General features: G+C 61.5%; 14 protein-coding genes. 7 read left to right on the forward strand and 7 right to left on the reverse strand.

The window, feature by feature from the left end; translation table 11 throughout:
- Window positions 1-31: 31 nt before the first annotated feature.
- The 3 genes from TU73_RS09565 to TU73_RS09575 are packed head-to-tail and all read right to left on the reverse strand — an operon-like array spanning window position 32 to window position 4,016.
- Complete coding sequence (locus tag TU73_RS09565; protein ID WP_057011984.1) at window positions 32-1,474, reverse strand: amidase; 1,443 nt, start codon at window positions 1,472-1,474, stop codon at window positions 32-34.
- Complete coding sequence (locus TU73_RS09570; protein WP_057011985.1) at window positions 1,471-2,781, reverse strand: citrate-proton symporter; 1,311 nt, start codon at window positions 2,779-2,781, stop codon at window positions 1,471-1,473. Before TU73_RS09570 ends, TU73_RS09565 begins: the two co-directional genes overlap by 4 nt.
- A 59-nt stretch (window positions 2,782-2,840) precedes the next feature.
- Window positions 2,841-4,016 carry a M20 aminoacylase family protein gene (locus tag TU73_RS09575; protein WP_057011986.1) on the reverse strand — a complete coding sequence of 392 codons (1,176 nt, stop codon included), beginning with the start codon at window positions 4,014-4,016 and terminating at the stop codon, window positions 2,841-2,843.
- Between the two features lie 334 nt (window positions 4,017-4,350).
- On the opposite strand from TU73_RS09575, the gene TU73_RS28195 reads away from it, so the two are divergent.
- Complete coding sequence (locus TU73_RS28195) at window positions 4,351-4,509, forward strand: DUF3077 domain-containing protein (protein ID WP_082642569.1); 159 nt, start codon at window positions 4,351-4,353, stop codon at window positions 4,507-4,509.
- Between the two features lie 58 nt (window positions 4,510-4,567).
- Here TU73_RS28195 and TU73_RS09580 read toward each other — a convergent pair whose 3' ends face one another.
- Both TU73_RS09580 and TU73_RS09585 read right to left on the reverse strand, forming a co-directional pair.
- Window positions 4,568-4,882: a hypothetical protein gene (locus tag TU73_RS09580; RefSeq protein WP_057011987.1), complete on the reverse strand. Its 315-nt coding sequence runs from the start codon at window positions 4,880-4,882 to the stop codon at window positions 4,568-4,570.
- Window positions 4,879-5,952, reverse strand: coding sequence for a serine hydrolase domain-containing protein (locus TU73_RS09585; RefSeq protein WP_057011988.1), 1,074 nt, complete (start codon window positions 5,950-5,952; stop codon window positions 4,879-4,881). Before TU73_RS09585 ends, TU73_RS09580 begins: the two co-directional genes overlap by 4 nt.
- A 188-nt stretch (window positions 5,953-6,140) precedes the next feature.
- Here TU73_RS09585 and olsB point away from each other — a divergent pair, with 188 nt between their 5' ends.
- Window positions 6,141-6,896 (forward strand): L-ornithine N(alpha)-acyltransferase, encoded by a 756-nt coding sequence (gene olsB / locus TU73_RS09590; protein ID WP_003189352.1) that lies wholly within the window; start codon window positions 6,141-6,143, stop codon window positions 6,894-6,896.
- Entirely contained in the window at window positions 6,896-7,687 is a 792-nt protein-coding gene (locus TU73_RS09595) for a lysophospholipid acyltransferase family protein (RefSeq protein ID WP_057011989.1), read from the forward strand. Before olsB ends, TU73_RS09595 begins: the two co-directional genes overlap by 1 nt.
- Window positions 7,688-7,806: 119 nt before the next feature.
- Here the strand turns inward: TU73_RS09595 and TU73_RS09600 are convergent, their stop codons facing one another.
- Entirely contained in the window at window positions 7,807-8,385 is a 579-nt protein-coding gene (locus TU73_RS09600; protein WP_057011990.1) for an acyl carrier protein phosphodiesterase, read from the reverse strand.
- Window positions 8,386-8,539: 154 nt separating this feature from the next.
- Here TU73_RS09600 and TU73_RS09605 point away from each other — a divergent pair, with 154 nt between their 5' ends.
- From TU73_RS09605 to TU73_RS09615, 3 genes are read left to right on the forward strand one after another with little or no spacing between them, the layout of a single operon-like run.
- Window positions 8,540-8,866 (forward strand): ArsR/SmtB family transcription factor, encoded by a 327-nt coding sequence (locus tag TU73_RS09605; RefSeq protein WP_057011991.1) that lies wholly within the window; start codon window positions 8,540-8,542, stop codon window positions 8,864-8,866.
- Between the two features lie 14 nt (window positions 8,867-8,880).
- The gene (locus TU73_RS09610; protein WP_057011992.1) at window positions 8,881-10,047 is read left to right on the forward strand and encodes an MFS transporter; all 1,167 of its coding nucleotides are present in this window, start codon (window positions 8,881-8,883) and stop codon (window positions 10,045-10,047) included.
- Between the two features lie 31 nt (window positions 10,048-10,078).
- Window positions 10,079-11,134: an alkene reductase gene (locus tag TU73_RS09615; RefSeq protein WP_057011993.1), complete on the forward strand. Its 1,056-nt coding sequence runs from the start codon at window positions 10,079-10,081 to the stop codon at window positions 11,132-11,134.
- Between the two features lie 302 nt (window positions 11,135-11,436).
- Here the strand turns inward: TU73_RS09615 and TU73_RS09620 are convergent, their stop codons facing one another.
- Window positions 11,437-12,069 (reverse strand): TetR family transcriptional regulator, encoded by a 633-nt coding sequence (locus TU73_RS09620; RefSeq protein WP_043050010.1) that lies wholly within the window; start codon window positions 12,067-12,069, stop codon window positions 11,437-11,439.
- A gap of 265 nt (window positions 12,070-12,334) precedes the next feature.
- Between TU73_RS09620 and TU73_RS09625 the strand changes: the two genes are divergently transcribed.
- Complete coding sequence (locus tag TU73_RS09625) at window positions 12,335-13,483, forward strand: efflux RND transporter periplasmic adaptor subunit (RefSeq protein ID WP_057011994.1); 1,149 nt, start codon at window positions 12,335-12,337, stop codon at window positions 13,481-13,483.

The following is a 13,483-nucleotide window of genomic DNA, read 5'->3' on the forward strand; positions in this document are numbered from 1 at the left end:
TTTCACAGCAAGATGCAGGCCCGGTCGCGGCTCAGCCGGTCGCTGCAAGACATTCCGGCGGCCGGCGTCGTACCCATTGGGTCAGCTGTTCATGGGCATAGGCCAATTGCAACACGGCGCGGTCCGCCTGGGCCGGGCCGATGATTTGCAGACCCATGGGCAGGCCCCGGGAGTTGAAGCCCACGGGGATACTCATGCTCGGCAAGCCGGCCAGGGTTGGGCCGATCACCACTTCCATCCAGCGGTGATAGGTATCCATTTCGCGCCCGGCCACATGACACGGCCACGCTCGTTGTGCGTCGAAAGGGAACACTTGGGCGGTAGGCAGCAGCAGGAAGTCGTAACGTTCGAATAGCTTGGTCAGGGCTCTATACCACTCGCTACGATCCACCGAAGCCTGGTACACCTGCTGGGCGCTCAAGCCCAGGCCGCCCTCCACTTCCCATTGCGCTTCGGGCTTGAGCAGTGCGCGTTTCCTGGGGTTGGCATAAGCCGCGCCGAGGTTGCCGTGCACCAGCCAATGGCGGTGTACCAGCCAGCAGCGCCACAGTCGCGCCATTGAAAAGTCCGGCTGGCAGCTTTCTACTTCGCAGCCAAGCTCGGCGAAGTCACCCAGGGCCGTTTCGCACAGGCTCATCAGGCCATCTTCCATCGGCAGATAACCGTCGTAGTCACCCAGCCAACCGAGGCGCATGCCGTTGAAGTCGCGCTGCAACGGCTGGCCCAGCACAGCGGGATCGTCCTTGGATGACAACGGCACCCGTGGGTCGTAACCGGCCTGAATGCTCAGCAACCGCGCCACATCCGTTACGCTGCGGCCCATCGGGCCTTCGGTGCCCAACTGCTGTACGAACAGTTCCGGCATCGGCCCGTGGGGCACGCGCCCCTGGGACGGGCGCAAGCCGAACACATTATTGAACGCCGCCGGGTTGCGCAGCGAGCCCATCATGTCGCTGCCATCAGCCACCGGCAGCATGCGCAGCGCCAGGGCCACCGCCGCCCCGCCGCTGCTGCCGCCGGCCGACAGGCGCGGGTCATAAGCATTGCCGGTGGTGCCGAACAGCGTGTTGTAGGTATGGGAGCCCAGGCCGAATTCCGGCACGTTGGTCTTGCCGATAATGATCGCGCCACTGGCCCGCACCCGCGCCACACTGATGGCGTCTTCATTCGGCACATGCTCGGCAAACAACGGTGAGCCCAGGGTGGTGCGCAAGCCTTGGGTCGCCGCCAGGTCCTTGATCGCCTGGGGCATGCCATGCATCCAGCCGCGGGAGTGGCCCTGGTCCAGCTCACGATCACAGGCTCTCGCCTCGGCCAGCACGGCATCGCTGTCGCGCAACGACACCAGCGCATTTACCTTGGGATTAAAACGCTGGATCTGCGCCAGGTACGCCTGCATCACCTCTTCACACGACACTTGCCGCCCATGGATCGCCCGCGACAGTTGCGTGGCATCCCAATCAACAATGCTCAAGGCTTCACCTCGCTTGAAAACGGCAGCGGTTTTTTTGCCCGCGGTGCCTCGTGCATGCAGTAAGTGCCCAGCAGCGTCAGCACGCAAGCGAACAGCACATAAAACGCCGGGGCTACGGGTGTACCCAGCACCTTGCTCAGCCAAGTCACGATCAACGGTGCAAAACCACCGAACACCATCACCGCCACGTTATAGGCCACCGACACGCCGGTGGAGCGCACCTCGATGGGAAACTGCTCGGCCAAGGCGGTCGGTGCCGGGCCGAAGAACCCGCCGATGGCGGTGCACAGCATCACTTGCATTACCAGCAAACGTTCGATGGACGGCGCGGCGGCCACCCACACATAGAGCGGGTAGACCATCACGAAGAAGGCCAGGGTGAACGCCATCAGCACCGGCCGCCGCCCCAGGCGATCCGAAAGCAGGCCGGACAACGGAATCACCACGGTCATCAGCGCCACCGCAAACATCTGCACCATCAGTACCTGATCCAACGGCAGGCCGAGGTTCTTGTGGGCGAAGGTCGGCATGTTCACCAGCACCACATAGAACGACACCGTCGCCCCACAGGCCAGGCCCATGGACACCAGGATGCTGCGGCGATGATCACGCAACACATTCATCAGGCTCGGCGCCGGGCCGGTCGCGTTTCTGCGCGCCTCAATGAACTCTTCCGGGTCTTCCATGTGCCGACGAATCCACAACCCCACCGGGCCGATCAACAAGCCCAGCACAAACGGCAGGCGCCAGCCCCACAGGTCGAGGGTTTCGGGGGAAAAGAAATGCGTGACCAGCGCCACCATCGCCGCCCCACCAAACACCGCCAGGCACTGCCCCACCAGTTGCCACGAGCCGTACAAGCCCTTGCGATGGGCCGGCGCACTTTCCACCAGGAACGCCGTGGCACTGGCGTATTCCCCGCCGGTGGCAAAGCCCTGGAGCATGCGCGCCACCACGATCAGCAGCGGCGCGCCCATGCCGATGGCGGCATAGTTTGGCGCAAAGGCGATCAGCGCGATGGACACGGTCATCAGCCGGATAATTAATTGCATCGCCGCCTTGCGGCCTTTGCGGTCGGAGTAGATGCCCAACAGGATGCCGCCCACTGGGCGCATGAAAAAGCCCACGCCAAAGGTGGCCAAGGCCATCAGCAGCGAAGCGTATTCATCCTCGGAGGGGAAGAATTGCCGGGCGATGATGCTGGCCAGAAAGCCATAGACGATAAAGTCGTACCACTCCAACGCGTTGCCGATCACGGCCGCCACCACTTGGCGGGTGCGGGAAACGCCAGGTTTTGAAGTCTGCATGAGGAACACTCCATTCAACCGATAAGGGAAAGGGTCCAGCGGCAGAAAAAGTGCGGTTGTCAGGCGGGCTTGAGCCAGCTCTCGGCCAGTGCGCCCCAATAGGCGGCGCCGGTCAGCAGGATGTCGTCGTTGAAGTCATAGGCGGGGTTATGCACCATCGGCCGCGATACGCCATTGCCGATGAACAGGTAGCTGCCAGGGCAGCGCTGCAACATCCAGGCGAAGTCTTCGCTGCCCATCAGCGTGCGGGTGTTGCCGTCCACGGCGTCGGCGCCGAGCAAGGCCACGCCGACCTGGCGGGCAAACTCGGTTTCTTCGGCATGGTTGACCAGCACCGGATAGGCCGGGCGGTGTTCGATCTGTACCGTGCAGCCGAAGCTGGCGGCCTGGGTCTGGATGATCGCGTTGACCCGCTCCAGCATTTGTTCACGCACCTTGGGGTTGAGTGCGCGCAGGCTCAGGCGCAATAACGCTTGCTGGGGAATCACGTTGGCAGCCTGGCCGGCCTGCAAGGCGCCGACGGTGACCACGGCGGCTTCCTGGGTATCGATATTGCGCGCCACTACCGTCTGCAAGGCCATGACCATACTCGCGGCAGCCACCAATGGATCGACCGTGAGGTGCGGCATGGAACCATGGCCGCCGACGCCTTCGAGGGTGACCGTGAGCAAGTCCTGGGACGCCATCATCGGGCCAACTCTTAATCCCAGATGCCCCGCCGGCAAACCCGGCATATTGTGCATGCCGAACAACCCATCACAGGGAAAACGCTCCAGCAGTCCATCCGCCAACATCGCCTCGGCACCGCCCTGGCCTTCTTCGGCGGGTTGGAAAATCAGATTCAGGGTGCCGTCAAATTGCCGCGTCGCCGCCAGGTAGCGGGCAGCGCCGAGCAACATGGTGGTATGGCCATCATGCCCGCAGGCGTGCATGCAACCGGCATGCTGGCTGGTATAGACCGCGCCGGTATTTTCGATAATGGGCAAGGCGTCCATATCGGCGCGAATGCCCAGCGTGCGCGAGCTGCTGCCGTTACGCAGCACGCCGACCACACCGGTCTTGCCGATACCGGTATGCACCTCATACCCCCACTCCCGCAATGACTGCGCGACCAGTGCCGAGGTACGGTTCTCTTCAAAGCCAAGCTCAGGATGGGCATGGATATCGTGACGCACAGCGTGCAAGTCGCTGGCGACGTCGCTGAGCCAATCCAGAATGTGCTGGTGTGGGCGCATGGTGATTCTCCTCACAGGCGGGTGTTCCCGTTCTTGTTGGCGACACACCGCCAGCTAACCGCGATGTGGGCCTGAGGACAATCAAAGGTGGTTCCACCCTGTGGAACCTAGGCCAACCATTTACTTAAAATCTCTGGAGATCAAAATGTGGGAGGGGGCTTGCCCCCGATGACTGAGTGCCAGCCAAAACATTTCTAACTGACCCGCCGCTGCCATAAGCATGCTCGCTAAACACAACAGCCATTTGCCTCGGTTTCCAGCCCGCGTACAGCTGCCACCCTTCGCCTGGAAACGTAAGTGGCAGCTCTTTTTGTTCATGCAAAAGGACTCTGCTATGCCAAATGCTCTATCAGCCGAAACCATCGGCGCCGCCACCTTCGCAGACTGCGGAGAAAACAAAAGCCCTCTGAAACTGTTCCGCGTCAACGCCGGGGTTCCGCTTGTGGAAGCCCTCAAAATCAAAGAATCAGGCGCAATACCAGCCAATACGTAAGTTGACTGACCCACCGCCTTCGCGAGCAAGCCCGCTCCCACAGGGGTAATGTGGGGTGTCAGGGAGTCAGGCGACACCCCTGCCGCTCCCCCAACCACCTAGCCGTATGCGTACGCCCCAACCCACTCGCCGTCACTTCGCTGCGCTCAGGCGTGTCGATCAGCGCACTGGTCGGCACGTACTGCTTCACATACCCACGGCAATACTGCGCAGGGTTGTTCTCCACATACCGGCACGAGCAATACTCCTTGGCGGTGTACGCCGCGATGATGTCGGGGAAGGCTTGCAGGTTGACGCGCTCGTGCCAGATCCAGCCCAGCAGGGCGAGCAACAGCAGCAGAAACAGACTGGTAAACGGCCGACGGCGGATCATGGCTGCACCGCCGCCAGTACGCGCTTGAGCAGTTCGTTATGCCGGTAGCTGCCGTCGCGATCATCGCCGTAGCGCACGATCACCAGGTGTTCGTCGGGCAGCACAAACAATGCCTGGCCCCAGTGGCCGAGAGCGGCGAAGGTGTTGGTGGGGGCATCGGGCCAAGGTCTGGGCGCGCCTGTGTTGAGCCACCACTGGCCGCCGGGGACCGCTTCATCCTGGCCGCTTTTGTATTTGTCGAACGGCTGGCGATTGAAGGCCACCCATTCTTCAGGCAGCAACTGTTGCTCGCCCCAACGCCCGTCCCGTGCCATCAGTAGCCCGACACGCGCCAAATCGCGGGCGGTGAGGTAGGCATAGGACGAGGCGACAAAGGTTTCATCAGCATCGGTTTCCCACGTCGCATTGCGGATGCCCAACGGCTTGAATAACGCATCCCACGGATAGCTCATATACGCCTTGTGGCCGAGCATGCCTTTGAGGGCCGCAGACAAGATGTTGCTGTCGCCACTGGAATAACGAAACGCCTGGCCCGGGGCAGCAGCAGCGTCGGTATTGGCGGCAAACTCGGCCATATCGCCACGGCCTCGGGTGTAGAGCATCGCCACCACCGAGGATTTCAACGGTGCGTACTCATAGTCTTCCTGCCAGTCCAGGCCCGAGGCCCAGTGCAGCAGGTCGGCCATGGTCACCTTGGGATGCTGCTTCATCGGCGGGTAGAAACGCGCAACGGGGTCGCTCAGCTTGAAGCGGTTTTCGCCGTAGGCCACGCCGAGCACGGTGGCCATCAGGCTTTTGCTCACCGACCAGGTCAGGTGCGGCGTGCTGGCGGTGGTTGGCGCGGCGTAGCGTTCGTAGATGATTTCGCCATCACGAATGACCAGCAGCGCATCGGTACGAATGCCTTGGCGGGTGGTGTCGTCACGGGGCGGGAAAGCGTAGGCGTCCAGTGCATCGACAGCGGGGCCATTGAGTGGTGTGCCCATGGCCCAATCCTTTTCGGGCCAGGTTTCGGCGCGGGCGGTAACGGTGACAAACAGCAGGGCAACGCACAACAGGCCTCGGACCATGGACGCAAACTCAAGGGGGGGCATTCAAGCCCGCGAGCCTAGCGCAGGCCAATGACAGATTTGCTACACAGGGGCTGTCATCCAACCGTCACCGTAACTTCATGGAGATGACACCGAGGCTACATAGCCTGACTTTGGACAACAAAGTCGACTGGCCGTACAACCTGGCCGGCACTCGGAGACTCGCTATGACTCAGATCGCCCGCATCAGCGACAAAGGCAATGAACGCCGTCTGCAAGCCGAACGCCTGGTGGGCGCACAGGCTTTGCAGGAAGCCCAGGCCCTGCGGTTCAACGTGTTCAGCGGCGAGTTCAACGCCAAGCTGAAAGGCGCGGAACTGGGCCTGGACATGGATGACTATGATGTTCACTGCAGCCACATCGGCGTGCGGGATTTGAACAGCGGTCGACTCGTCGCCACCACCCGCCTGCTCGACCACCAGGCCGCGAGCACCTTGGGCCGGTTCTACAGTGAAGAAGAATTCAGCCTGCATGGCCTGCTGCACTTGCAGGGCCCGATCCTCGAAATCGGCCGCACCTGCGTCGACCCGGCCTACCGCAACGGCGGCACCATTGCGGTGTTGTGGGGCGAGCTGGCCGAGGTGCTCAATCAGGGTGGCTACAGCTACCTGATGGGCTGCGCGAGCATCCCGATGCACGATGGCGGTATCCAGGCCCACGCGATCATGCAGCGCCTGCGCGAGCGTTACCTGTGCAACGAACACTTGCGCGCCGAGCCGAAAAAACCGTTGCCGGCCCTGGACCTGCCGTCCAACGTCATCGCGGAAATGCCACCGCTGCTCAAGGCCTATATGCGCCTGGGTGCAAAGATCTGCGGCGAGCCGTGCTGGGATGAAGACTTCCAGGTCGCCGACGTGTTCATCCTGCTCAAGCGCGATGAGTTGTGCCCGCGTTATGCGCGGCACTTCAAGGCGGCCATGTGATGAGCCGCCTGCGTGTATACGGGCGCATCGCCCGGGTGCTGCTGGTGGTGGCGCTGGGTTTGAGCATGGCCAGTGTGTTTGGCCTGTTCGAGCGCTTGGGTGTCGCCAACTCGATGGTGCGGCGCCAGCGTTGGTCGCGGTTCTTTATGGCGCGCCTGAGCAACGCCCTGCCCTTTCGCGTGACGGTGCACGGTGAAGTGCCGCAAACGCCGATGCTGTGGGTGAGCAATCATGTGTCCTGGACGGACATCCCGCTGCTGGGCATGGTCACGCCGATGTCGTTCCTGTCCAAGGCCGAAGTGCGCACCTGGCCGGTGGCAGGCTGGTTGGCCGCCAAGGCCGGCAGCCTGTTTATCCGCCGCGGCGCGGGCGACAGCCAGTTGATCCGCAAGCAGATGACCCGCCATCTGGAGCAACAGCACCCGCTGCTGATGTTCCCCGAAGGCACTACCACTGATGGACGCAGCCTGCGTACGTTCCACGGGCGTTTGCTGGCCAGTGCGATCGATGCGGATGTGTCGCTGCAACCGGTGGCGATCCGGTATCTGCGCGACGGCCAGGTCGACCCGTTGGCACCGTTTATTGGCAATGATGATTTGCTCTCGCACCTGATGCGCTTGTTCTCCAATGACCAGGGCGATGTGGAGATTCATGTGCTCAAACCGATTGCCTGCGCCGGACAGGAGCGTGCGGCATTGGCGTTCCAGGCGCAGCAGGCGGTGCAGAAAGCGTTGTTTGGGCCGGTGCCGGAAACTGAGCAAGTGGCTGCTCGGCCTGCATTCGCAGCCTGAAGCAATGTGAACTCAATCCAAATGTGGGAGCTGGCTTGCCTGCGATGGCGGTGGGTCAGCCATAACATTCTCAACAGGTAGGCCGCTATCGCCGGCAAGCCAGGTCCCACATTCAGATCTCATGTAGTCAGTTGAGATTGTGCAAATTTCTGCAACTCTGGGTAGAACAGTCGAAAGTCCCCACTCAGGGGCTCATACAAAACCCGCAACTCCTGCATCGCATACCCCAGTTCCTCGGGCTGTGTCAGCCGCCGCGAAATCCCGCGCAGCACCTGCTCCATCACCGCAAACTCGCGGTACGAGCCCAACCAATCATCCGCCGCCATATACGGCGCAATCTGCGCCAACCGCCCCGGTAGTGCGGGTTCGGCGGCCAGTGCCCGATATACCTGGGAGGTGAACACCTCCAGAGGCTGCTCGGCATACAGCGCCCAATCCCGCGCCAGACAATGGTCGAAAAACACATCGAGGACGATCCCGGCATAGCGCCTGCGGGTCAGACTGAAGCGCGACAACGCCTCGCCCACCAGCGGATGGCTATCGGTAAAGCGGTCGATGGAGCGATGCAACTGGATCGCCGCTTCGATTTGCGGGCTGAACTGGCCCTGCAGGCGGCCTTTGACGAAGTCGCCATAGAGGCTGCCCAGCAGTTGTGCAGGAAGTTGGCCGCCCAGGTGCAGATGTGCGAGATAATTCATGGCGCGCAGTCTACCACTGCCTTCAACGTATCGTTATAACCCGATATACCGATTCAGCCTGACCTCAGATCAAATTCATATTGGTATATCGGGATAGACCGATTTAAAGTTCGCCTCATCGCGATATAACGCTTTACGACACCGAGCACCTGCCATGTCCATTGACCTCGACGAAATAATAAAAGCCCTGGCGCACCCAGTACGACGAGACATCCTCACCTGGCTGAAAGACCCGAAGGTGCAATTCCCCGAGCAACTGCACAACCACGAATACGGCATCTGCGCCGGGCAGATCGACCAGCGCTGCGGCCTGTCCCAGTCGACCGTGTCGGCCCACCTGGCCACCTTGCAACGCGCCAGGCTGATCAGCAGCCAGAAGGCCGGGCAATGGCACTTTTTCAAACGCAACGAGGCAGTGATCCAGGCCTTTCTCGCGGCGCTCACCACTGAACTCAGCGCCGATATGAGCGCACCGCTGTAATAAAGGAAACGTAGATGCCCCTCTCGCTACTCATACTGGCCCTCAGCGCCTTCGCCATCGGCACCACCGAATTCGTCATCATGGGGCTGCTGCCCGATGTGGCGGCTGACCTGGGCGTGTCGATTCCCGGCGCCGGTTGGCTGGTTACCGGCTACGCCCTGGGCGTGGCCATCGGCGCCCCCTTCATGGCACTGGCCACCGCCAGGCTGCCACGCAAGGCGGCGCTGGTAGCGTTGATGGGCATTTTCATTATCGGCAACCTGCTCTGCGCCCTGGCCAGTGACTACAACGTGCTGATGTTTGCCCGCGTCATCACGGCGCTGTGCCACGGTGCCTTCTTCGGGATTGGTTCCGTGGTGGCGGCCAACCTGGTGCCAGCCAACAAGCGCGCTTCGGCCGTGGCCTTGATGTTCACCGGCCTGACCCTGGCCAACGTGCTCGGCGTACCACTGGGTACCGCCCTGGGCCAGCAAGCTGGCTGGCGCTCGACCTTCTGGGCGGTGACCGTGATTGGCGTGATCGCGTTGATCGGCCTGATCCGCTTCCTGCCGGCCAAGCGTGACGAAGAAAAACTCGACATGCGTGCCGAACTGGCAGCCCTCAAGGGCGCCGGCATCTGGTTGTCGCTGAGCATGACAGCGTTGTTCGCCGCCTCGATGTTCACCCTCTTTACCTACGTTGCACCGCTGCTCGGCGATGTCACCGGCGTGTCACCCAAGGGCGTGACCTGGACCCTGCTGCTGATCGGCCTGGGCCTGACCGTGGGCAACATCATCGGCGGCAAGCTGGCGGACAAACGCCTGGCGGCCACCCTGATCGGCGTGTTCATCAGCATGGCGGTGATCTCAACTGTCCTGTCCTGGACCAGCGTCGCGGTGATACCGACCGAAATCAACCTGTTCCTGTGGGCCACCGCCTCGTTTGCCGCCGTACCGGCGCTGCAGATCAACGTAGTGACCTTCGGCAAGGCGGCACCGAACCTGGTGTCCACCTTGAACATCGGCGCCTTCAATATCGGCAACGCCCTCGGCGCCTGGGTCGGTGGCAGCGTGATTGCCCACGGTTTCGGCCTGACCAGCGTGCCGCTGGCCGCCGCAGCACTGGCGATCCTGGCCCTGCTGGTGACCCTGATCACTTTCCGTCAGAGCGGCGACGCCGACCTGGCCCCTGCGACCAACTGATCAATTCACTTAAAGAGAAGGGTGTTATCCCATGACGACTATTTTCGATCCAATCACACTGGGCGACCTGGAACTGTCGAACCGCATCATCATGGCGCCGCTGACCCGCTGCCGCGCCGACGCCGGTCGCGTGCCTAACGCGCTGATGGCCGAGTACTACGTGCAGCGTGCCTCCGCCGGGCTGATCCTCAGCGAAGCCACCTCCGTGACGCCCATGGGCGTGGGCTACCCGGACACCCCGGGTATCTGGTCCAACGACCAGGTGCGCGGCTGGGCCAACATCACCAAGGCCGTGCACGGCGCGGGCGGCAAGATCTTCTTGCAACTGTGGCATGTGGGCCGCATTTCCCATGAGTCCTACCTGGACGGCGAAACCCCGGTGGCCCCCAGCGCGATCCAGGCCAAAGGTCACGTCAGCCTGGTGCGCCCGCTGGCCGACTACCCTACGCCGCGCGCCCTGGAAACCGCTGAAATCGCGGACATTGTCGACGCTTACCGCACCGGCGCCGAAAACGCTAAGGCCGCAGGGTTTGACGGCGTGGAGATCCACGGTGCCAACGGCTATTTGCTCGACCAATTCCTGCAAAGCAGCACCAACCAGCGCACCGACAGCTACGGCGGCTCCCTGGAAAACCGTGCGCGCCTGCTGCTGGAAGTCACCGACGCCGCCATCGAAGTCTGGGGCGCCGGCCGGGTGGGCGTACACCTGGCACCACGTGCCGATGCGCACGACATGGGCGACGCCAACCTGACGGAAACCTTCACCTACGTCGCCAGCGAACTGGGCAAGCGTGGCATCGCCTTCATTTGCTCCCGTGAAAAAGAAGGCGCGGACAGCCTCGGCCCACAACTGAAAAAAGCCTTCGGCGGCGTGTACATCGCCAACGAACGCTTCACCAAGGACAGCGCCAACGCCTGGCTGGCCGAAGGTAAAGCCGATGCCGTGGCTTTCGGCATTCCCTTCATTGCCAACCCAGACCTGCCGGCGCGCTTGAAGGCGGATGCAGCACTGAATGAGCCGCACCCGGAAACCTTCTATGGCAAAGGCCCGGTGGGTTATATCGATTACCCGACACTGCCGATCTAAACCTAATCCGCAAAACCAATGTGGGAGGGGGCTTGCCCCCGATAGCAGTGCTTCAGTCAACACATCAGTGACTGATACACCGCAATCGGGGGCAAGCCCCCTCCCACATTTGCCTGTTTGTAGCGCCTGCGGAAACATTGCTTCACAGAACCGCAACAAAATCTCTACAAAATACTTAGGCCGCTACCTATCAACCGCAGGCCAGCCCGTATATAAAGTCACCCCGCCAATCAGGCAAAGGGACGATTGACTGTCTCTGGTCTTTACTATTGACACAACTGGACGCAATTACGCATTTTGTCTCAATTGCGCAGGCTGGGGCTCAGGCGCAGCATGTCCAGCCCTATGTCGGCCCAACGCTCGGCGTCTTGATGCAGTTGAAAACTGTCAGGCACCAACAGCCACTGACCGATCAGACCGTGGATAAACGCATGGATGCATATGGCTCCGCGGGTGGTATCGAGCGTTTCCGGAAGCTGCCCGCGATGGACTGCGTTACGCAACGTCAAGCCGATTCGCAGGTTGCATTCGAGAGTATGGGTCTGGCGTTGGCGGCGCATGTCACACATTTCATCGGTGAACTCGCACTTATGAAACAGGATTTCGTTGATGCGCCGGGTTTTCGGGTCCAGGGCCACTTCATGATAGAGATGAATCAGCAACTTGCGCATACAGCCCAGCGGGTCGACTTCATCCTCGCTTTCACTCGCCCGGGCCAGTTCGTCCAGGGGCTCATGCAGCGTGTCGAGCAATGCCTGGAGCAAATCGGACTTATTGCTGAAATGCCAGTAGATAGCACCGCGCGTGACCCCGGCCAGCGCGGCGATGTCCGCCAGGGTGGTGCGCGCCACACCACGCTCATAGAAGGCTTGCTCGGCGGCTTGGAGAATCTGGCTGCGCGTTTCCTGAGCTTCCTCTTTGGTGCGACGAACCATGGCAGTAAAACCTCAATCGGGACACTGTGGATGGTACTTGACCATCATCTGAATAATTGTGGGACGCCGCCGTCATGGGCGCCGAACGTACTAGAATCGAGACTTGGGGCGCTGCTTTGTCAACATTGCGCACGGCCTGTCAAGAGTTTACAAACAACCATGAACGTAAGTATATTGCGTAGCAAGCTACTTATCCACTCACAGCCTGTTTTTTACCCTTCCACACTTCTTGTGCGCACTCTGCGCGCCTGACCCGAGGATCTTCATGCAACTTAAGCCAGCTGTTACCGCTCTGGTCACTGCCGTCGCCCTGGCATCGCTGCTCAGCGGATGTAAAAAGGAAGAAGCGGCACCGCCCGCTCAAACCCCTCAGGTCGGCGTGGTCACCCTTCAACCGCAAGCCTTTACCCTGACCACCGAGTTGCCAGGCCGCACCACGGCCTATCGCATCGCGGAAGTCCGGCCTCAGGTCAACGGCATCATTCTCAAGCGCCTGTTCAAGGAAGGCGCCGACGTGAAGGAAGGGCAACAGCTCTACCAGATCGACCCGTCGGTGTATGAGGCCACGCTCAAAAGCGCACAAGCCAGCCTGTCCCAGACCAAGTCCATCAGCGACCGCTACAAGCAGTTGGTCGAGGAACAGGCCGTCAGCCGTCAGGAATACGACACCGCCGTCGCCAACCGCATGACCGCCGAAGCAAACGTTCAAACCGCCCAGATCAACGTGCGCTACACCAAAGTGTTTGCGCCAATCTCCGGGCGCATTGGTCGTTCCTCGGTGACCGAAGGCGCACTGGTCAGCAATGGCCAGGCCGATGCCATGGCCGTGATCCAGCAACTGGACCCGATCTACGTCGACGTTACGCAGTCCTCGGCTGAAATGTTGAAACTGCGTCGCGACCTTGCCAGTGGCCAACTGGAGAAAGCCGGCGAAAACGCGGCCAAGGTCAAGCTGACCCTGGAAGACGGCACGCCCTACGCCCAGGACGGCAAGCTGGAGTTCTCCGAAGTGTCGGTCGACCAGACCACCGGTTCCGTGACCCTGCGTGCCGTGTTCCCCAACCCTGACCATGTGCTGCTGCCGGGCATGTTCGTGCACGCCCAGCTGCAAGCGGGTGTGAACAGCAAGGCCATTCTCGCTCCGCAACAAGGCGTGACCCGTGACCTCAGGGGCATTCCGACGGCGCTGATCGTGAACAAGGACAACAAGGTCGAGCAACGCGAACTGGTTGCCAACCGCACTGCCGGTGCCTACTGGCTGGTGGAAAAAGGCCTGGACGCCGGTGACCGCGTGATCACCGAGGGCCTGCAATTCATCAAGCCGGGTATCGAAGTCAAGGTCAAGGACGCCGACAACGCCAAACCCGCCGGTACTGCTGCAGCGCCTGCTGCCGCTGCTGGTCAAGGGGAGTAA

The sequence above is a fragment of the Pseudomonas libanensis genome, assembly GCF_001439685.1.
GTDB lineage: Bacteria > Pseudomonadota > Gammaproteobacteria > Pseudomonadales > Pseudomonadaceae > Aquipseudomonas > Aquipseudomonas libanensis.

What these genes read in the sequence shown, in the direction of transcription:
- TU73_RS09570 (WP_057011985.1), bottom strand. Translation starts at nt 2,781, where the DNA reads ATGCAGACTTCAAAACCTGGCGTTTCCCGCACCCGCCAAGTGGTGGCG.
- TU73_RS09575 (WP_057011986.1), bottom strand. Translation starts at nt 4,016, where the DNA reads ATGCGCCCACACCAGCACATTCTGGATTGGCTCAGCGACGTCGCCAGC.
- TU73_RS28195 (WP_082642569.1), top strand. Translation starts at nt 4,351, where the DNA reads ATGCCAAATGCTCTATCAGCCGAAACCATCGGCGCCGCCACCTTCGCA.
- TU73_RS09580 (WP_057011987.1), bottom strand. Translation starts at nt 4,882, where the DNA reads ATGATCCGCCGTCGGCCGTTTACCAGTCTGTTTCTGCTGCTGTTGCTC.
- TU73_RS09585 (WP_057011988.1), bottom strand. Translation starts at nt 5,952, where the DNA reads ATGGTCCGAGGCCTGTTGTGCGTTGCCCTGCTGTTTGTCACCGTTACC.
- olsB (WP_003189352.1), top strand. Translation starts at nt 6,141, where the DNA reads ATGACTCAGATCGCCCGCATCAGCGACAAAGGCAATGAACGCCGTCTG.
- TU73_RS09595 (WP_057011989.1), top strand. Translation starts at nt 6,896, where the DNA reads ATGAGCCGCCTGCGTGTATACGGGCGCATCGCCCGGGTGCTGCTGGTG.
- TU73_RS09600 (WP_057011990.1), bottom strand. Translation starts at nt 8,385, where the DNA reads ATGAATTATCTCGCACATCTGCACCTGGGCGGCCAACTTCCTGCACAA.
- TU73_RS09605 (WP_057011991.1), top strand. Translation starts at nt 8,540, where the DNA reads ATGTCCATTGACCTCGACGAAATAATAAAAGCCCTGGCGCACCCAGTA.
- TU73_RS09610 (WP_057011992.1), top strand. Translation starts at nt 8,881, where the DNA reads ATGCCCCTCTCGCTACTCATACTGGCCCTCAGCGCCTTCGCCATCGGC.
- TU73_RS09615 (WP_057011993.1), top strand. Translation starts at nt 10,079, where the DNA reads ATGACGACTATTTTCGATCCAATCACACTGGGCGACCTGGAACTGTCG.
- TU73_RS09620 (WP_043050010.1), bottom strand. Translation starts at nt 12,069, where the DNA reads ATGGTTCGTCGCACCAAAGAGGAAGCTCAGGAAACGCGCAGCCAGATT.
- TU73_RS09625 (WP_057011994.1), top strand. Translation starts at nt 12,335, where the DNA reads ATGCAACTTAAGCCAGCTGTTACCGCTCTGGTCACTGCCGTCGCCCTG.